The following is an 18,340-nucleotide window of genomic DNA, read 5'->3' on the forward strand; positions in this document are numbered from 1 at the left end:
AAGTGTGTGGTGAAGATGTCCGGCGAATCAGCTGTCGAAGGCATTTTTCAGCCAGTTCAGATCAGCCTGACCAGACGGTGTGCTTTCTATGGCAACCACATCGAAACGGCAGGGGGCGTCGGCCCAGCGATGCTCTTTTTGCAAAAAGAACTGCGCGGCGAGTATCAGCTTCTGACGCTTGCGCCCGTCGATACTGGCGAGCGCGCCACCCCATTGTGCGTGTTTTCTGTAGCGGACTTCGACGAATACTACTGTATCGCCGTCAAGCATGACCAGATCAAGCTCGCCGCGTTTACACAACCAGTTCTGCGCCAGCAGGCGCAGACCCTGTTGTTGCAAGTGCTTCAGCGCTTGAAGTTCGGCATCCTTGCCGCTTTGTGCGCGGGACCGCTCGGGCATCAGCGCGGTGTGTCTGGCAGGCGCTGGATATCGCCGCCAACGAACTTGGCCCATGGCAGCTGGCGATCAACGCGCTGGTTGGTGTTGATACCGAGGCTGCCCGACAGGCCGTCAACGCGGGTATCCGGCAGTGCCTTGAGTTGACCCAGGCGTGGCGCCAGGCGGTAAGCGTCGACACCCATCGCGTACAGGCGGCCAAGGCTGCCATTGGCTTGCGGCCATTGCGCGGCAACCTGGTTGCGCAGCGGGTCGGTGGTGTTAAGCAGCCAAGGGGTTTCGCAGAACATCACGTTGGTCATGTCCAGGTACTGGTTCTTGTCACCGCTGGCACTGAACACATGGGACGTTGCATAAACAGGTACATCGCCGGCGTACTGGAAGTTCAGGGTGGGCTTGATCTGCTGGGCCAGTTGCGGGGTCACGGCCAGGAAGATGAACTCGATGTCCTGGCGACGCGACGGCTGTGCGGCGACGTCGGTGCCCACGGTACTTTGCAGGCTCTTGGCGCGGCCTTCGCTTTTACGCAGTTGGAACAGGTCGGCGATCTGCTGGGCCAGGGCAACTGGCTGGTCGACGTATTCGACGCCGACAACGGTGCCACCATTGGCTTCCCAATCCTGGCGGAAGGCTTTGTAGACGCGCTCGCCCCATTCGCCACGGGGTACCATCGCAGCGGCGCGGTGCAGGCCGTCGGCACGGGCGCGGCGCGACACTTCACGGGCTTCGTCTTCAGCGGCCAGGCCGAACTGGAACAGTTGCGCCGGGCTACGGTCGGTTTCGCTGTAGTTCAGCGCCAGTGTCGTGATCGGCAGTTGTGGGCGCGCGGCCAGTTGTTTGACCAGGGGTTTTTCCAGCGGGCCGACGACCAGTTGCACGCCGGCGGCCTGGGCCTTGGCGTAGAAGTCATCCAGGGAGTTCAGGCGCGAGCTGTCATAGAACTCGATGACCGGCGGCTTCTGCCCGGCTTGTTCGGCCTGGTAGTGCGCAGCCATGAAGCCTTCGCGCAACGCCTTGCCCACGGAGGCCAGCGGGCCGTCCTGTGGCAACAGCACGGCGATCTTGTTCAGGGGCTGGCTGGCCAACTCCTTGAGCTTGGTCAGCGGCAATGGCAGCTGCACGGCGGCGGGGTGGCCTGGGTTTTGGGCGCGCCAGGTGTCGATGGCGGCCTGTTGTTGCTCAAGCGTACCGGCGCCCTTGACCGCCTGGGCCAGGGTGATCCAGCCGTCGAGCGTCGGGTTGCCGCTGGCTTGCAGCTGCTCGGCAGGCAACGCTGCGATCAGCGCCCAGATGGCTTCGTGGTTGCTGGCGGCCGCATCGCCGGTAAGCAGTGGGGCCATGGCGACACGCTCGCGAGCGGCGGCCAGGGTCTGGCCATCGGCTTCATAGGCGCGGGCATGCACGCTGCCAGTACGGATCTGCTGGTCAGCCGGCAGGTCCTTGAGGCTTTGCAGGCTTGGGTGGTTCAAGGCGGCCAGGGCAGCCTTGGGCTGGTTGCGCGCCATGGCCAATTCCGCGGCCAGGGTGCTGGCAAACACTTGCGCGGCAGGCTTGAGGGCATCCAACGGTACTTGCGCAAGGATCTGCGACGAGCGGCCCGGATTGTTCTGCTTGTAGGCCATGTCTGCCGCACTCAGGCGCAACAGGGCGGCCTTTTCTGGCGTCTTGGCGGTTGTGGCCTGTTCGAGCAGTTGCTCGATACTGGCATCCGGGGTCCGTGGAAGTTCGCCAAGGCTGGACGAAGGCGAGCTGGCGCAAGCGGCCAACAGGGCAGCAAGGCAGAGGGCGGAGAGCAGCCGCAGGCAAGCGATCATGTAAGTGTTCCTGATACCGATCAAATTAGCGTGGAATTGTACCCAAGCACTGGCCCAGGCGCGATGTTACTGGCGTGAAACCGTCGATTTAGGTCGTGCAAATGTTGCTATTGGCGATCGGCGGCTGAAAAGGCATCGGCCGTGATGGCATATTTTCCAGGCTTCTACGCGTTACAATGCGGCTTTTGCCAACCATCGAGGTGTGCGTTTTGACTGCTCCAGGTCCTTTGAATTCCACTGCAGGCTCGCTTTTTGTCGTGGCGACGCCCATTGGCAACCTGGACGACATCAGTGCCCGGGCGCTGAAAGTGTTGCGCGACGTTAAATTGATCGCGGCCGAAGATACGCGTCATTCCCAACGCTTGATGCAGCATTTTGGTATCAGTACGCCATTAGCCGCCTGCCACGAGCACAACGAGCGCGAGGAAGGCAGTCGCTTTATCGTGCGCCTGCTGGCCGGCGATGATGTGGCACTGATCTCCGATGCGGGCACGCCGTTGATTTCCGATCCGGGTTATCACCTGGTACGCCAAGCGCGGGCCGCTGGTATCAATGTAGTGCCAGTTCCGGGTGCGTGCGCACTGATCGCCGCACTATCGGCGGCAGGCCTGCCCTCCGACCGGTTCATCTTCGAGGGTTTCCTGCCGGCCAAGGCCGTGGGGCGTCGGGCGCGTCTTCAGGCTTTGAAGGAGGAGCCGCGCACGCTGATCTTCTATGAGGCCCCTCACCGTATCCTCGAATGCCTGCAGGACATGGAGTTGGTGTTCGGTGGTGAGCGCTTGGCCTTGCTGGCCCGCGAGTTGACCAAAACCTTCGAAACCCTCAAGGGTCTGCCCCTGGAAGAACTGCGCGCCTTTGTCGAAGGCGACAGCAACCAGCAGCGCGGCGAGTGCGTGGTGCTGGTGGCGGGCTGGACCGCGCCTGAAGATGAAGATGCCGTAGGCAGCGAGGCCATGCGCATCCTTGACCTGCTGCTCAAGGAAATGCCCCTCAAGCGCGCTGCGGCCCTGGCGGCGGAAATTACCGGTGTGCGCAAGAACCTGCTATATCAAGCGGCGCTTGATAAACAGAAAGATGAATAGTTCCGGGGTTAAACCGGTATTTCGTCTGAACGTGATGGCAATACTGCACTTTTAATACTTGTCCTAAGTCCGCCGTGCCGTTAACCTGCGCGGCGGAGAGTCGATTGGACAGTCGCTGCCCTCTATGAAAATTAGGGGGGGGAGGAAAGTCCGGGCTCCATAGGGCGAAGTGCCAGGTAATGCCTGGGAGGCGTGAGCCTACGGAAAGTGCCACAGAAAATAACCGCCTAAGCATTTCGGTGCCGGTAAGGGTGAAAAGGTGCGGTAAGAGCGCACCGCACGACTGGCAACAGTTCGTGGCTAGGTAAACCCCACTTGGAGCAAGACCAAATAGGGTCCCAAGGCGTGGCCCGCGCTGGGACCGGGTAGGTTGCTAAAGGTGTCCAGTGATGGCCATCGTAGACGAATGACTGTTCAAGACAGAACCCGGCTTACAGATCGACTCTCCACCTTTTTCCTTCTGTTCGAATCTCGAACAGAAAACCGGTAGTAACGCAAGAATCCCTCCCTGCCGAATCATTGGCAGATGCATCTTCGTAATACCAAAAAAATCTTACTCTTAATAAATCACTTTAACTTTAAGCCATAGCGCTTTGAGCTACTTGTGCTTGTTGGGCCCAAAACATCGCTGAACTCTGGTTTCTCCTCCGTTTACGCTCCTAAATCTCCGTTCTGTAAGGCTTTTCCTTGAATCCGCGCCTTGACGGTGTGGTGGGCGCATTCCTATAGTGTGCGCAAGTGGCGGAAAGTGGCACAAAGTGGGTTTTTTGAACGTAAAACGCTAAAATTTGGAGAAACGCATCTGTGTTTCGCGGAGCTAACGCTATCAGTCTCGATGCAAAAGGCCGTCTCGCCATGCCGAGCCGGTATCGTGACGAGCTGATTTCGCGAAGCTCCGGGCAGTTAATCATCACCATTGATGCCGTTGATCCTTGTTTGTGTGTTTACCCCCTCGATGAGTGGGAGTTGATTGAAACCAAGTTGCGCGCGCTGCCTTCATTGCGTGAAGAAAACCGCCGTTTGCAGCGTTTGCTGATCGGTAATGCCGTCGACCTTGAACTCGATGGCAGTGGTCGTTTCCTGGTGCCACCGCGTCTGCGCGAGTACGCCAAGCTCGACAAGCGCGCAATGCTGGTGGGCCAACTGAACAAGTTCCAATTGTGGGACGAAGATGCCTGGGATGCTGTTTCTGCAGCAGACCTGGCTGCTATTCAACAACCGGGCGCCATGCCTGATGAACTGCGTGATTTGATCCTGTGACTATTGATAGCGGCTTTAACCACATCACCGTACTGCTTGACGAAGCCGTTGAGGCTCTCGCCGTACGCGCGGATGGCTGCTATTTGGATGGCACTTTCGGCAGGGGCGGGCACAGTCGGTTGATACTTAGCCAGCTCGGGTCCGACGGTAAGCTCCTCGGGTTCGACAAAGACCCCCAAGCGATTGCCACCGGGCAAGCGCTAGCGGCCGAAGACGGCCGCTTTGTCGTTGTACAGCGCAGCTTTGCCGAGCTGGGTGCCGAAGTGGCCGAGCGCGGCATGGCGGGCAAGGTGGCCGGGGTTTTGCTCGACCTGGGCGTGTCTTCGCCACAGCTCGACGACCCGGAGCGCGGCTTCAGCTTCATGAACGACGGCCCCCTCGACATGCGCATGGACCCGACGCGCGGCATCAGCGCTGCCGAGTTCATCGCCACCGCTCCCCACGAAGAAATCACCCGCGTATTCAAGGAATACGGTGAAGAGCGCTTTGCCGGCCGCATGGCCCGCGCTGTGGTCGAACGCCGTGAAATCCAGCCGTTCGAGCGCACCGCCGACCTGGCCGAAGTGCTGAAAGTCGCCAACCCTGCCTGGGAAAAGGGCAAGAACCCGGCCACCCGTGCGTTCCAGGGCTTGCGCATTCACGTCAATAACGAATTGGGCGACCTGGAGGCGGGCCTCGAAGCCGCCCTGGACGCACTGGAAGTGGGTGGTCGCCTGGTGGTGATCAGCTTCCACTCCCTGGAAGACCGCATCGTCAAACTGTTCATGCGCCGTCTGGTCAAGGGCGAGTCCGACAACCTGCCGCGCAACCTGCCGGTACGTTTCGAAGCCTTTGTGCCGAAAATCAAAATCCATGGCAAAGCGCAGTTCGCTTCCGAAGCCGAACTCAAGGCCAACCCACGTTCCCGCAGCGCCGTCATGCGTGTCGCGGAGAAGTTGCGGTGAGCAAGCTTTTCGCCAAGCCCCTCCCGGGCGGCAGCTTCTTCATGATGCTGCTGTACGTCGGCGTGCTGGTGTCCGCGATTGCGGTGTCTTACAGCGCGCACTACAACCGCCAACTGCTCAACACCCTGTACGGGGAGTTGAGCGTGCGCGACAAGGCACAGGCGGAATGGGGCCGGTTGATCCTGGAGCAAAGCACCTGGACGGCCCACAGCCGCATTGAAGTGCTGGCCACCGAACAACTGAAAATGCACATCCCTGGCGCGGCTGACGTTCGCATGGTGGCGCCATGATGAAACTCGAAGGCGCACTCTACCCATGGCGTTTCCGCCTGATGCTCGGCTTGCTGGCATTGATGGTGGGGGCGATCGCCTGGCGGATCATCGACCTGCAAGTGGTCGATCGCGACTTCCTGATCGGCCAGGGCGATGCCCGCAGCCTGCGTCATATCCCCATTCCTGCACACCGCGGCCTGATCACCGACCGTAACGGCGAGCCTCTGGCCGTCAGCACCCCGGTGACCACCCTGTGGGCCAATGCCAAGGAACTGCAGGTTGCCAAGGACCGCTGGCCGGCCCTCGCTGCTGCACTTGGCCAAGACCCCAAAGCCCTGGCCGAACGCCTCGAAGCCCAGGCCAACAAAGAATTCATCTACCTGGTGCGTGGGCTTACCCCTGAGCAAGGCCAGCAAGTGCTCGACCTTAAAGTCCCCGGTGTCTACGGCATCGAGGAATTCCGTCGTTTCTACCCGGCCGGTGAAACCACTGCCCATATGGTCGGCTTTACCGACATCGATGATCACGGTCGTGAAGGCGTGGAACTGGCCTACGATGAATGGCTGGCCGGGGTTCCCGGCAAACGACAAGTCATCAAGGATCGGCGCGGCAGGCTGATCAAGGATGTCCAGGTCACCAAAAACGCCAAGGCCGGTAAGCCCTTGGCGTTGTCGATTGACCTGCGCCTGCAATACCTGGCCAACCGCGAACTGCGTAACGCGATCATCGAGAACGGCGCCAAGGCCGGCAGCCTGGTGATCATGGACGTCAAGACCGGCGAGATTCTCGCCATGGTCAACCAGCCGACCTACAACCCCAACAACCGTCGCAACCTGCAACCGGCGATGATGCGCAACCGCGCCATGATCGACGTGTTCGAGCCGGGTTCGACCATGAAAGCCATCTCCATGAGTGCGGCTCTGGAAACCGGGCGCTGGAAGCCCAGCGACAAGGTCGAGGTGTACCCAGGCACCTTGCAGTTGGGTAAATACACCATTCGTGACGTATCCCGCACCGAAGGTCCAGTGTTGGATTTGACAGGTATCCTGATCAACTCCAGTAACGTGGGCATGAGTAAGGTCGCGTTCGATATCGGTGGTGAAACCATCTACCACCTCGCGCAAAAAATCGGCCTGGGCCAACCCACCGGCCTCGATTTCCCAGGCGAGCGCGTGGGCAACCTGCCGAACTACCGCGACTGGAAAAAGGCCGAGACCGCCACGCTTTCCTACGGCTACGGCCTGTCGGTAACCGCCATCCAACTGGCCCACGCCTTCTCCGTGCTGGCCAACAACGGCCGCATGGTGCCGCTGAGCCTGATCCACGTCGACGAAGCCCCGAAAGCCACCCAGGTGATTCCGGAAAACGTCGCCAAGACCATGCAAGGCATGCTGCAACAAGTGATCGAAGCGCCGCGCGGTGTATTCCGTGCCCAGGTGCCGGCGTATCACGTGGCAGGCAAGTCCGGTACCGCCCGTAAAACATCGGTGGGCACCAAGGGCTACGCAGAAAACTCCTATCGCTCGCTGTTCGCCGGTTTCGGCCCAATGAGCGACCCGCGCTACGCCATCGTCGTAGTGATCGATGAACCGAGTAAAGCGGGCTACTTCGGTGGCCTGGTATCGGCGCCGGTGTTCAGCAAAGTGATGTCCGGCACCCTGCGCCTGATGAACATCACGCCGGACAACCTGCCGCCGACCCAACAAGCGAACGCCGGACCACCGGCCGCTGCGGTAAAAGCCAATGGAGGGCGCGGCTGATGTCTCTTAGCCTGAACAAGATTTTCGCCCACGCTGGCCGCGATCTGCTGATTCGTGAGTTGAGCCTGGACAGCCGCAATGTGCGCGCCGGTGACCTGTTCCTGGCGGTGCCTGGCGGCAAATACGATGGTCGCGAGCACATTGCCGACGCCTTGCAGCGCGGCGCTGCGGCCGTGGCGTATGAAGTGGAAGGCGCCACCGTGCTGCCGATCACCGATGTGCCGCTGATTCCGGTCAAGGGCTTGGCCAAGCAGTTGTCGGATATTGCCGGGCGCTTCTATGGCGACCCGAGCCGTCACCTCAACCTGGTAGGCGTCACCGGCACCAACGGCAAGACCAGCGTGACCCAATTGGTCGCCCAGGCCCTTGACCTGCTGGGCCAGCACTGCGGCATCGTCGGCACCCTAGGCACCGGCTTCTATGGCGCGCTGCAAAGCGGCCTGCACACCACGCCGAACCCAATTGCCGTGCAAGCGACCCTGGCCGACCTGAAAAAGGCCGGAGCCAAGGCGGTTGCCATGGAAGTGTCGTCCCACGGCCTGGACCAGGGGCGTGTGACCGCCCTGGCGTTTGATGTGGCGGTGATGACCAACCTGTCCCGCGACCACCTGGACTACCACGGCACCATGGAGGCTTACGCGGCTGCCAAGGCCAAGCTGTTTGCCTGGAGTGACTTGAAGTGCCGGGTGGTGAACCTGGACGACGAATTCGGCCGCCAACTGGCCGCCGAAGAGCGCGAGTCACGCCTGATCAGCTACAGCCTTCAGGATTCCAGCGCGTACCTGTATTGCCGCGAAGCCCAGTTCAACGACGAAGGCGTGCGCGCCACACTGGTGACGCCACAAGGCGAACATCACCTGCGTAGCACCTTGCTCGGGCGTTTCAACCTGAGCAACGTCCTCGCCGCCATCGGCGCGTTGCTTGGCCTGGATTACGCGCTCGACGAAATTCTTAAAGTGCTGCCCAAACTCGAAGGCCCGGCCGGTCGCATGCAGCGCCTGGGCGGCGGCAAGCAGCCGCTGGTGGTGGTCGATTACGCCCACACCCCGGATGCCCTGGAAAAAGTCCTCGAAGCCCTGCGCCCACATGCCAAGGGCAAGTTGCTCTGCCTGTTCGGCTGCGGCGGCGACCGTGATCGCGGCAAGCGTCCGTTGATGGCCGAGATCGTCGAGCGCTTGGCCGACGGCGTGCTCGTCACCGACGACAACCCGCGCAGCGAAGACCCGAGCCAGATTTTCGATGACATCCGCGTAGGCTTCAAAGATGCGTCCAAGGCCACCTTCGTTGCGGGTCGTGGTGCAGCCATCGCCCAATTGATCGCCAGCGCCAGTGCTGACGACGTGGTAGTGCTGGCCGGTAAAGGCCACGAGGACTACCAGGAAATCAACGGCGAGCGCCATGCCTTCTCCGACTTGGTCGAGGCCGATCACGCCTTGACCGCCTGGGAGGTCGCCCATGCTTAAAGCGATGAAATTCAGCGAGCTGACCCAGGCCCTGTCGGCCCGTGTGCTGTCGAGCGATTGCAGCTTCGACGGTGTCAGTATCGATAGCCGCAACATCAAGCCAGGGCAGTTGTTCGTTGCCTTGGCCGGCCCGCGCTTCGATGGTCACGACTACCTCAATGACGTCGCCGCCAAAGGTGCCGTCGGCGCGCTGGTGCAACGTGAAGTCGCAGATTCCACCTTGCCGCAGTTGCTGGTGGCCGATACCCGCTTGGCCCTGGGCCAGTTGGGTGCGTTGAACCGTGCTGCTTTCGACAAGCCAGTTGCAGCCATCACCGGCTCCAGCGGCAAAACCACGGTCAAGGAACTGCTGGCCGGCATCTTGCGCACGCGCGGGCCGGTCCTGGCCACCCGTGGCAACCTGAACAATGATTTCGGCGCACCGCTGACCCTGCTAGAACTGGCCCCGGAACACACGGCGGCGGTGATCGAGCTGGGGGCCTCGCGCGTCGGCGAAATCGCCTACACCGTGGCGTTGACCAAGCCCCACGTCGTCATTATCAATAACGCCGGTACCGCCCATGTCGGCGAGTTCGGCGGCCCGGAAAAAATCGTCGAAGCCAAGGGCGAAATCCTCGAAGGCCTGGATGCCTCGGGCACTGCTGTATTGAATCTGGACGACAAGGCCTTCGAGACCTGGCGTGTACGTGCCGCCGGGCGCAAGGTGCTGACGTTTGCCGTGCTCAACGCGGCGGCTGATTTCCATGCCTCCAATATCACCGTCGATGCCCGTGGCTGCCCGTCGTTTACCTTGCATACCCCGCAAGGCAGCGAGCATGTGCAGTTGAACCTGCTGGGCAACCATAACGTGGCCAATGCCCTGGCCGCTGCGGCTGCGGCGTACGCCCTGGGCGTGTCGCTGTTCGGTATCGCCACTGGCCTGGGCGCGGTGCAGCCGGTCAAGGGCCGTACCGTGGCGCAGTTGGCTACTAACGGCATGCGTGTGATCGATGACACCTACAACGCCAACCCGTCCTCCATCAATGCCGCTGTCGACCTGCTCAAAACCTTTGCCGGGCGCAAGGTGCTGGTGCTGGGTGATATCGGCGAGTTGGGCGACTGGGCAGAACAGGGCCACCGCGAAGTCGGTGCCTATGCCGCTGGCAAAGTCGATGCACTTTACGCCGTGGGTACGAACATGGCCCACGCCGTTGATGCCTTCGGCCTGGGGGCGCGCCATTTTTCGACCCAGGCCGAGCTGATCCAGGCGCTGACTGCGGCTGAACAAGACAAAAACACAACCATTTTGATCAAGGGATCGCGCAGCGCGGTGATGGAAAACGTCGTCGCGGCCTTGTGCGGTTCAAGTACGGAGAAACATTAATGCTGCTGCTGCTGGCTGAGTATCTGCAACAGTTCCACAAAGGCTTCGCGGTCTTTCAGTACCTGACCCTGCGCGGGATTTTGGGTGTGCTGACCGCGCTGTCTCTGTCGCTGTTTCTGGGGCCGTGGATGATCCGCACCCTGCAGAACCTGCAAATTGGTCAATCGGTTCGTAATGACGGCCCGCAGTCGCACCTGTCCAAATCCGGCACCCCGACCATGGGCGGCGCGCTGATCCTGTCGTCCATCGGCATCAGCACCTTGCTCTGGGCCGACCTGCACAACCGCTACGTGTGGACGGTGCTGCTGGTGACCCTGTTGTTCGGCGCCATTGGCTGGGTGGATGACTACCGCAAGGTGATCGAAAAGAATTCGAAAGGCCTGCCAAGCCGCTGGAAGTATTTCTGGCAATCGGTGTTTGGCCTGGGCGCAGCGGTGTTCCTGTTCATGACCGCCCCAAGTGCGGTGGAAACCACCCTGATCATCCCGATGCTCAAGGACGCCAGCATTCCCCTGGGCGTCGGCTTCGTGGTGCTGACCTATTTCGTGATCGTCGGCTCCAGCAACGCGGTGAACCTCACCGACGGCCTCGACGGCCTGGCGATCATGCCGACGGTGATGGTGGGCGGTGCACTGGGCATCTTCTGCTACCTGTCGGGTAACGTGAAGTTCGCTGAATACCTGCTGATCCCTTATGTACCGGGTGCAGGTGAACTGATTGTGTTCTGTGGCGCACTGATCGGTGCCGGCCTGGGCTTCCTGTGGTTCAACACCTATCCGGCACAAGTGTTCATGGGTGACGTCGGCGCACTGGCGCTGGGCGCGGCCCTGGGCACCATCGCCGTGATCGTTCGCCAGGAAATCGTGCTGTTCATCATGGGCGGTGTGTTCGTGATGGAAACCCTGTCGGTGGTCATCCAGGTGGCCTCCTTCAAATTGACCGGGCGTCGTGTGTTCCGCATGGCGCCGATTCACCACCACTTTGAACTCAAGGGCTGGCCCGAGCCGCGTGTGATCGTCCGTTTCTGGATCATCACCGTGATTCTGGTACTGGTCGGCCTTGCCACCCTGAAACTGAGGTAGAAACGAGTGTCCCTGATCGCTTCAGACCACTTCCGCATCGTTGTCGGCCTCGGCAAGAGCGGCATGTCCCTGGTTCGCTTCCTGGCGAGCCGGGGCAAGCCGTTTGCCGTGGCCGACACGCGGGAAAATCCACCGGAGCTGGTCACGCTGCGCCGTGACTACCCGCACGTGGAAGTGCGTTGTGGCGAGCTGGATGTCGAGTTTCTGTGCCGCGCCGATGAGCTCTACGTGAGCCCCGGCCTGGCGTTGGCAACACCGGCCCTGCAAGCGGCGGCGGCCCGTGGCGTGAAACTGTCTGGCGATATCGACCTGTTCGCGCGTAACGCGAAGGCGCCAATCGTGGCCATCAGTGGCTCCAACGCAAAAAGCACCGTGACCACCCTGGTGGGCGAAATGGCGGCTGCAGCCGGCAAGCGTGTGGCCGTGGGTGGCAACCTGGGTGTGCCTGCGCTGGACCTGCTCAGCGACGACGTCGAGCTGTACGTGATGGAGCTGTCGAGCTTTCAACTGGAAACCACCCACGACCTCGGCGCTGAAGTGGCCACCGTGCTGAACGTGAGTGAAGACCACATGGACCGCTACAGCGGCCTGCCGGCCTACCACCTGGCCAAGCACCGGATTTTCCGCGGCGCCAAGCAATTTGTGGTCAACCGCCAGGATGCCCTGAGCCGTCCGCTGATGGGCGAGGGCATGCCCTGCTGGACCTTTGGCCTGGGCAAACCCGACTTCAAAGCCTTCGGCATTCGTGAAGAGAACGGCGAGAAATACCTGGCCTTCGAATTCCAGAACCTGATGCCGGTGCGCGAGCTGAAAATCCGTGGCGCCCATAACCAGTCCAATGCCCTGGCGGCCCTGGCACTGGGGCACGCGGTTGGCCTGCCGTTCGACGCCATGCTGTCGGCCCTGCGTTCGTTCGGTGGCCTTGAGCATCGCTGCCAGTGGGTACGCGACCTCGACGGCGTCAGCTATTACAACGATTCCAAGGCCACGAACGTCGGTGCGGCCCTGGCTGCCATCGAAGGCCTGGGTGCCGATATCGACGGCAAGCTGGTACTCATCGCCGGTGGCGATGGCAAAGGCGCCGACTTCAAGGACCTCAAAGGCCCGGCGGCCGAGCATTGCCGCGCCGTGGTGCTGATGGGCCGCGACTCCGACTTGATCGCCGCCGCCCTGGGTGACGCCGTGCCGCAAGTGCGCGCCACCTCCCTGGACGACGCCATTGCCCAGTGCAAGGCCCTGGCCCAGCCGGGTGACGCGGTGCTGCTGTCGCCGGCGTGCGCCAGTTTCGACATGTTCAAGAACTACGAAGAGCGCGGCCAGTTGTTCGCCCGTGCCGTGGAGGCGTTGGTATGAGCCTCGGTCTGAGAAACATCATCAAGCCGTACCCATCGCCGATCATTACCGGGCGCGGCATCGACCTGGACTTCCCGATGCTCGCCGGTTGCTTGGCGCTGCTGGGCCTGGGCCTGGTGATGATCACGTCGGCATCCTCCGAAGTGGCCGCCGTGCAGTCGGGCAACACCCTGTACATGATGATCCGTCACCTGGTGTACCTGGTGATCGGCCTTGGTGCGTGCGTTGTCACCATGATGATTCCTATCGCCACCTGGCAGCGCCTGGGTTGGCTGATGCTGATCGGGGCCTTTGGCTTGCTGATCATGGTGATATTGCCCGGCATCGGCCGTGAGGTTAACGGCTCGATGCGTTGGATCGGCTTCGGTGCGTTCAACGTGCAGCCGTCGGAAATCGCCAAGGTGTTTGTGGTGATCTACCTGGCGGGCTACCTGGTACGTCGCCAGAAGGAAGTACGCGAAAGTTGGATGGGCTTCTTCAAGCCATTCATTGTGCTGCTGCCCATGGCTGGCCTGTTGCTGATGGAGCCCGACTTCGGTGCCACCGTGGTGATGATGGGCGCTGCGGCGGCGATGCTGTTCCTTGGCGGCGTAGGGCTGTTCCGCTTCACCTTGATGGTGGTGCTGGCCGTGGCCGCCGTGACCATCCTGGTACAGGCGCAACCCTACCGGATGGCCCGTCTGATTACCTTCACCGACCCCTGGTCCGACCAGTTCGGCTCCGGCTACCAGTTGACCCAGGCACTCATCGCCTTCGGTCGTGGCGAGTGGCTGGGCGTGGGCCTGGGCAACAGTGTGCAGAAGCAGTTCTACCTGCCGGAAGCCCACACCGACTTCGTGTTCTCGGTACTCGCCGAAGAGCTCGGCGTGGTGGGTTCGCTGTGCACCGTCGCGCTGTTCGTGTTCGTGTGTGTGCGCGGCATGTACATCGGATTGTGGGCCGAGAAGGCCAAACAGTATTTCGCCGCCTATGTGGCGTACGGCTTGTCGTTCCTGTGGATCGGTCAGTTCCTGATCAACATCGGCGTGAACGTCGGCCTGCTGCCGACCAAGGGCCTGACCTTGCCGTTCCTCAGTTACGGCGGCAGTTCGTTGGTGATTTGCTGTGCCTGTCTCGGGTTGTTGTTGCGCATCGAGTGGGAGAGTCGCACCCACTTGGGCAGCGAAGAGATGGAATTCAGCGAAAGCGATTTTGCCGAGGAGCCGACCCATGGGCGCTAACGTGCTGATCATGGCGGGCGGCACCGGGGGCCACGTGTTCCCTGCCCTGGCGTGTGCGCGGGAATTCCAGAACCGTGGCTACAGCGTGCACTGGTTGGGGACGCCGCGTGGCATCGAAAATGAATTGGTACCGGGTGCCGGTTTGCCGCTGCACCTGATCAACGTCAGTGGTCTGCGGGGCAAGAGCAAGTTGTCGTTGCTCAAGGCGCCATTCGTGTTGCTCAAGGCGGTATGGCAAGCGCGCAAGGTGATTCGCGAAGTGAAGCCGGTGTGTGTGCTCGGTTTTGGTGGTTACGTGACCGGCCCGGGTGGCGTCGCTGCCAAGCTCGCGGGCGTACCGGTGATCGTGCACGAGCAGAACGCCGTGGCCGGTACCGCCAACCGTCTGCTGGTGCCGTTGGCTGCGCGAGTCTGCGAAGCGTTTCCGAAGACCTTCGGAGCCTCGGACAAGCTGCGCACCACCGGCAACCCGGTGCGTACCGAATTGTTCATGGACATCGCCCGTGAAGCGTTGGCCGGGCGCAAGCCGCACCTGCTGGTCATGGGCGGCAGCCTGGGCTCCGAGCCCTTGAATAAATTGCTGCCTGAGGCGCTGGCGCAACTCCCTGTGGAACTGCGGCCGGAAGTCTTCCACCAGGCGGGCAAAAACCACGGTGAAGTCACCGCCACGCGTTATCGCGAAGCCGGTGTCGAGGCGAATGTACAGCCCTTCATCAAAGACATGGCCCAAGCCTATGGCTGGGCCGACCTGGTGGTCTGCCGCTCCGGCGCGCTGACCGTCAGTGAACTGGCCGCCGCCGGTCTGCCGTCCATGCTGGTGCCTTTGCCCCACGCCATCGACGATCACCAGACCCGCAACGCCGAATATTTGGCCGGGGAGGGCGCTGCCTTCCTGCTGCCGCAAAGAACGACTGGCGCCGCCGATTTGGCCGCACGCCTGACTGAGGTTTTGATGCAACCGGAACGACTCAACAACATGGCGAGCACCGCAAGCCGCCTGGCCAAACCTGACGCAACCCGCACCGTGGTCGATATCTGCCTGGAGGTGGCCCATGGTTGAGAATCAGAAAGCCATGCCACAACCCGAAATGCGCCGTATCCGTCGTATCCACTTCGTCGGTATTGGCGGCGTGGGCATGTGCGGCATTGCCGAAGTGTTGCTGAACCTGGGCTACCAGGTGTCTGGCTCGGACTTGAAAGAGTCGCCGGTCACCGACCGCCTGAAAAGCTTCGGCGCACAGATCTTTATCGGCCACCGCGCCGAGAACGCCGCCGAGGCTGATGTGCTGGTGGTGTCCAGCGCCGTGAACACGTCCAACCCGGAAGTGGCCACTGCCCTTGAGCGTCGTATTCCGGTGGTGCCACGCGCCGAGATGCTGGCCGAGCTGATGCGCTATCGCCACGGCATCGCCGTTGCTGGTACTCACGGCAAGACCACCACCACCAGCCTGATCGCCTCGGTCTTCGCCGCCGGTGGCCTGGACCCGACCTTTGTGATCGGTGGCCGCCTGAATGCAGCCGGTACCAATGCACAACTGGGCACCAGCCGTTACCTGATCGCCGAAGCCGATGAAAGTGACGCGAGCTTCCTGCACCTGCAACCGCTGGTCGCCGTGGTCACCAATATCGACGAAGACCACATGGCCACCTACGACGGTGACTTCAACAAGTTGAAGAAAACCTTCGTCGAGTTCCTGCACAACCTGCCGTTCTACGGTTTGGCGGTGGTGTGCCTGGACGATCCGGTGGTGCGTGAAATCCTGCCCCAGGTCAAGCGCCCGACCGTGACCTACGGCTTCAGCGAAGACGCCGACGTGCGTGCGATCAATGTACGTCAGGAGGGCATGCAAACCTTCTTTACCGTACTGCGCCCAGACCGCGAGCCGTTGGATGTGTCGGTGAACATGCCGGGCAACCACAACGTGCTCAACTCCCTGGCGACCATCTGCATCGCCACCGACGAGGGCGTCAGCGATGAAGCCATCGTCGAAGGCCTGTCGCGCTTTGCCGGCGTGGGCCGTCGCTTCCAGGTCTACGGTCAGTTGCCGGTAGAAGGCGGCGACGTGATGCTGGTGGACGACTACGGTCACCACCCCACCGAAGTGGCGGCTGTGATCAAGGCCGTACGCGGTGGCTGGCCGGAGCGCCGTCTGGTGATGGTGTACCAGCCGCACCGCTACAGCCGTACCCGCGACCTGTACGACGACTTCGTCAATGTATTGGCCGATGCCAACGTGCTGCTGCTGATGGAGGTGTACCCGGCCGGTGAAGAACCGATCCCGGGCGCCGACAGCCGTAAGCTGTGCAACAGCATCCGTCAGCGTGGCCAGTTGGACCCGATCTACATCGAGCGCGGTGTAGACCTGGCGCCGATCGTCAAGCCGCTGCTGCGTGCCGGCGACATCCTGCTGTGCCAAGGTGCCGGTGACATCGGTGGCCTTGCCCCTAAATTGCTGGCGAGCCCGCTGTTTGCCGCTGCCAAGGGGAAGTCGAAATGACCACTGACTACGCCTCCCTGTTTTCCACAATCACACCGGCTGACTTCGGCCGCGTGGCCGTGCTGTTCGGCGGCAAGAGCGCTGAGCGTGAAGTGTCGCTCAAGTCTGGCAATGCCGTGCTTGAAGCCCTGCAAAGCGCGGGTGTGAACGCGTTCGGTATCGATGTGGGTGATGACTTCCTCGCCCGCTTGCAGGCCGAGAAGATCGACCGCGCCTTTATCATTCTTCACGGCCGTGGCGGCGAAGACGGCAGCATGCAAGGCCTGTTGGAGTGCGCTGGCATCCCTTACACCGGCAGCGGCATCCTGGCTTCCGCGCTGGCCATGGACAAGTTGCGCACCAAGCAGGTGTGGCACAGCCTGGGTATTCCAACCCCGCGTCACAGTGTTCTGTGCAGCGAAGACGATTGTATTTCTGCGGCCAAGGAACTGGGCCTGCCTTTGATCGTCAAACCTGCCCATGAAGGCTCCAGTATCGGCATGGCCAAAGTGAACTCGGCCGCTGAATTGATCGACGCATGGAAAGCGGCAAGTACCTACGATTCGCAAGTGTTGGTGGAACAGTGGATCCAGGGTCCCGAGTACACCATCGCCACCCTGCGTGGCCAGGTATTGCCGCCTATCGCATTGGGCACGCCCCACACCTTTTACGACTACGACGCCAAGTACGTGGCTTCCGATACCCAGTACCGGATCCCGTGTGGCCTCGATGCAACCAAGGAACAGGAATTGATGGACCTCACGGCGAAAGCCTGTGAGGCGCTGGGTATCGCCGGTTGGGCGCGGGCAGACGTGATGCAGGACGACCAAGGGAATTTCTGGTTCCTGGAAGTCAACACCGCACCGGGCATGACCGACCACAGCCTGGTACCTATGGCCGCGCGCGCCGCCGGTCTGGACTTCCAGCAGTTGGTGCTGGCGATCCTGGCGGCAAGCATTGAGGTTCGAGGCTAAGTACATGAACGGCGCATCGCTTCGTCATCAGCCCCCACAAGCACCCGGCCGCAAGCCGGTGCCACGGGGTGCCAGTCGAATGGTGGCTAAAGAGCCGATGTCGGCGCGCCTGCCCAAAGCCAACTTTGGTTTCCTCAAGGCGCTGTTCTGGCCGGTGCTGTTGGTGGTGTTGGGCTTCGGAACCTACGAAGGCGCGCAGCGTCTGTTGCCGTATGCCGATCGGCCGATCACCAAGATCAGCGTGCAGGGCGACCTGAGCTACATCAGCCAGCAAGCGGTACAGCAGCGCATCGGCCCGTACTTGGCGGCGAGCTTCTTTACCATCGACCTGGCCGGCATGCGCTCGGAGCTGGAACAGATGCCGTGGATCGCCCACGCCGAAGTCCGTCGCGTATGGCCGGACCAGGTGACGATCCGCCTGGAAGAACAACTGCCCGTGGCCCGTTGGGGTGACGAAGCGCTGTTGAACAACCAGGGGCAAGCGTTCACCCCGCGTGAGCTGGCCAACTACGAGCACCTGCCGCAGTTGTTCGGGCCGCAGCGGGCACAGCAACAAGTGATGCAGCAGTACCAGGCCTTGAGCCAGATGCTGCGGCCCATGGGCTTCTCCATTGCACGCCTGGAACTGCGTGAACGGGGTAGTTGGTTTTTGACGACCGGGGCCGGCAGTTCCGGCCCGGGCATCCAGTTGTTGCTGGGACGCGACCGCTTGGTGGAAAAGATGCGCCGCTTCATTGCCATCTATGACAAGACCTTGAAAGAACAGATTACGAACATTGCGAGCGTCGACCTGCGTTACGCCAACGGCCTTGCCGTCGGCTGGCGTGAACCGGCAGCGCCCACGGCAGCGCAACCCGCTGTCGCGAAGAATTAAGAAGAG

At 61.6% G+C, this 18,340-nt stretch carries 16 protein-coding genes and 1 other RNA gene; 15 read left to right on the forward strand and 2 right to left on the reverse strand.

The features are described from left to right. Positions 1-27: 27 nt before the first annotated feature. Both DYL59_RS00945 and DYL59_RS00950 read right to left on the reverse strand, forming a co-directional pair. Positions 28-399, reverse strand: a complete 372-nt coding sequence (locus DYL59_RS00945; RefSeq protein WP_135287722.1) for a YraN family protein — start codon at positions 397-399, stop codon at positions 28-30. After that, positions 399-2,210 (reverse strand): penicillin-binding protein activator, encoded by a 1,812-nt coding sequence (locus tag DYL59_RS00950; protein ID WP_135287467.1) that lies wholly within the window; start codon positions 2,208-2,210, stop codon positions 399-401. The genes DYL59_RS00945 and DYL59_RS00950 overlap by 1 nt, the downstream gene beginning before the upstream one ends. Before the next feature lie 176 nt (positions 2,211-2,386). Here DYL59_RS00950 and rsmI point away from each other — a divergent pair, with 176 nt between their 5' ends. The 15 genes from rsmI (at position 2,387) to DYL59_RS01025 (ending at position 18,334) form a co-directional block, all read left to right on the forward strand. Next, positions 2,387-3,292 (forward strand): 16S rRNA (cytidine(1402)-2'-O)-methyltransferase, encoded by a 906-nt coding sequence (gene rsmI / locus DYL59_RS00955; RefSeq protein WP_167496640.1) that lies wholly within the window; start codon positions 2,387-2,389, stop codon positions 3,290-3,292. A 96-nt stretch (positions 3,293-3,388) separates the two neighbouring features. Continuing rightward, positions 3,389-3,742: RNase P RNA component class A (rnpB, locus tag DYL59_RS00960), an RNA gene on the forward strand. A gap of 354 nt (positions 3,743-4,096) precedes the next feature. Further along, entirely contained in the window at positions 4,097-4,552 is a 456-nt protein-coding gene (gene mraZ, locus DYL59_RS00965; protein WP_003171868.1) for a division/cell wall cluster transcriptional repressor MraZ, read from the forward strand. Further along, positions 4,549-5,496, forward strand: a complete 948-nt coding sequence (rsmH, locus tag DYL59_RS00970; protein ID WP_167496641.1) for a 16S rRNA (cytosine(1402)-N(4))-methyltransferase RsmH — start codon at positions 4,549-4,551, stop codon at positions 5,494-5,496. Before mraZ ends, rsmH begins: the two co-directional genes overlap by 4 nt. Next, positions 5,493-5,786 (forward strand): cell division protein FtsL, encoded by a 294-nt coding sequence (gene ftsL, locus DYL59_RS00975; protein ID WP_076951227.1) that lies wholly within the window; start codon positions 5,493-5,495, stop codon positions 5,784-5,786. Before rsmH ends, ftsL begins: the two co-directional genes overlap by 4 nt. After that, positions 5,786-7,528: a peptidoglycan D,D-transpeptidase FtsI family protein gene (locus DYL59_RS00980; RefSeq protein WP_165447909.1), complete on the forward strand. Its 1,743-nt coding sequence runs from the start codon at positions 5,786-5,788 to the stop codon at positions 7,526-7,528. Before ftsL ends, DYL59_RS00980 begins: the two co-directional genes overlap by 1 nt. Further along, positions 7,528-8,991: a UDP-N-acetylmuramoyl-L-alanyl-D-glutamate--2,6-diaminopimelate ligase gene (gene murE, locus DYL59_RS00985; protein WP_135287469.1), complete on the forward strand. Its 1,464-nt coding sequence runs from the start codon at positions 7,528-7,530 to the stop codon at positions 8,989-8,991. Before DYL59_RS00980 ends, murE begins: the two co-directional genes overlap by 1 nt. Beyond that, positions 8,984-10,354, forward strand: a complete 1,371-nt coding sequence (locus tag DYL59_RS00990; RefSeq protein ID WP_135287470.1) for a UDP-N-acetylmuramoyl-tripeptide--D-alanyl-D-alanine ligase — start codon at positions 8,984-8,986, stop codon at positions 10,352-10,354. The genes murE and DYL59_RS00990 overlap by 8 nt, the downstream gene beginning before the upstream one ends. Next, a complete protein-coding gene (mraY, locus tag DYL59_RS00995) occupies positions 10,354-11,436 on the forward strand; it encodes a phospho-N-acetylmuramoyl-pentapeptide-transferase (RefSeq protein WP_135287471.1) in 1,083 nt (360 codons plus the stop codon). Before DYL59_RS00990 ends, mraY begins: the two co-directional genes overlap by 1 nt. Before the next feature lie 6 nt (positions 11,437-11,442). Then, positions 11,443-12,789, forward strand: coding sequence for a UDP-N-acetylmuramoyl-L-alanine--D-glutamate ligase (gene murD / locus DYL59_RS01000; protein WP_135287472.1), 1,347 nt, complete (start codon positions 11,443-11,445; stop codon positions 12,787-12,789). Continuing rightward, complete coding sequence (gene ftsW / locus DYL59_RS01005; RefSeq protein WP_135287473.1) at positions 12,786-14,009, forward strand: putative lipid II flippase FtsW; 1,224 nt, start codon at positions 12,786-12,788, stop codon at positions 14,007-14,009. The genes murD and ftsW overlap by 4 nt, the downstream gene beginning before the upstream one ends. Next, a complete protein-coding gene (gene murG, locus DYL59_RS01010) occupies positions 13,999-15,069 on the forward strand; it encodes an undecaprenyldiphospho-muramoylpentapeptide beta-N-acetylglucosaminyltransferase (RefSeq protein ID WP_135287474.1) in 1,071 nt (356 codons plus the stop codon). The genes ftsW and murG overlap by 11 nt, the downstream gene beginning before the upstream one ends. Then, positions 15,062-16,507 carry a UDP-N-acetylmuramate--L-alanine ligase gene (murC, locus tag DYL59_RS01015; RefSeq protein WP_135287475.1) on the forward strand — a complete coding sequence of 482 codons (1,446 nt, stop codon included), beginning with the start codon at positions 15,062-15,064 and terminating at the stop codon, positions 16,505-16,507. Before murG ends, murC begins: the two co-directional genes overlap by 8 nt. Next, entirely contained in the window at positions 16,504-17,460 is a 957-nt protein-coding gene (locus tag DYL59_RS01020) for a D-alanine--D-alanine ligase (RefSeq protein WP_135287476.1), read from the forward strand. Before murC ends, DYL59_RS01020 begins: the two co-directional genes overlap by 4 nt. A gap of 4 nt (positions 17,461-17,464) precedes the next feature. Next, on the forward strand, positions 17,465-18,334 hold the full coding sequence (locus DYL59_RS01025) for a cell division protein FtsQ/DivIB (RefSeq protein ID WP_135287477.1): 870 nt from the start codon (positions 17,465-17,467) through the stop codon (positions 18,332-18,334). The last annotated feature ends 6 nt before the right edge of the window (positions 18,335-18,340 follow it).

Source organism: Pseudomonas kairouanensis (assembly GCF_004682055.1).
Classification (GTDB): domain Bacteria; phylum Pseudomonadota; class Gammaproteobacteria; order Pseudomonadales; family Pseudomonadaceae; genus Aquipseudomonas; species Aquipseudomonas kairouanensis.

What these genes read in the sequence shown, in the direction of transcription:
- DYL59_RS00945 (WP_135287722.1), bottom strand. Translation starts at nt 399, where the DNA reads ATGCCCGAGCGGTCCCGCGCACAAAGCGGCAAGGATGCCGAACTTCAA.
- DYL59_RS00950 (WP_135287467.1), bottom strand. Translation starts at nt 2,210, where the DNA reads ATGATCGCTTGCCTGCGGCTGCTCTCCGCCCTCTGCCTTGCTGCCCTG.
- rsmI (WP_167496640.1), top strand. Translation starts at nt 2,387, where the DNA reads ATGCGGCTTTTGCCAACCATCGAGGTGTGCGTTTTGACTGCTCCAGGT.
- DYL59_RS00980 (WP_165447909.1), top strand. Translation starts at nt 5,786, where the DNA reads ATGAAACTCGAAGGCGCACTCTACCCATGGCGTTTCCGCCTGATGCTC.
- murE (WP_135287469.1), top strand. Translation starts at nt 7,528, where the DNA reads ATGTCTCTTAGCCTGAACAAGATTTTCGCCCACGCTGGCCGCGATCTG.
- DYL59_RS00990 (WP_135287470.1), top strand. Translation starts at nt 8,984, where the DNA reads ATGCTTAAAGCGATGAAATTCAGCGAGCTGACCCAGGCCCTGTCGGCC.
- mraY (WP_135287471.1), top strand. Translation starts at nt 10,354, where the DNA reads ATGCTGCTGCTGCTGGCTGAGTATCTGCAACAGTTCCACAAAGGCTTC.
- ftsW (WP_135287473.1), top strand. Translation starts at nt 12,786, where the DNA reads ATGAGCCTCGGTCTGAGAAACATCATCAAGCCGTACCCATCGCCGATC.
- murG (WP_135287474.1), top strand. Translation starts at nt 13,999, where the DNA reads ATGGGCGCTAACGTGCTGATCATGGCGGGCGGCACCGGGGGCCACGTG.
- murC (WP_135287475.1), top strand. Translation starts at nt 15,062, where the DNA reads ATGGTTGAGAATCAGAAAGCCATGCCACAACCCGAAATGCGCCGTATC.
- DYL59_RS01020 (WP_135287476.1), top strand. Translation starts at nt 16,504, where the DNA reads ATGACCACTGACTACGCCTCCCTGTTTTCCACAATCACACCGGCTGAC.
- DYL59_RS01025 (WP_135287477.1), top strand. Translation starts at nt 17,465, where the DNA reads ATGAACGGCGCATCGCTTCGTCATCAGCCCCCACAAGCACCCGGCCGC.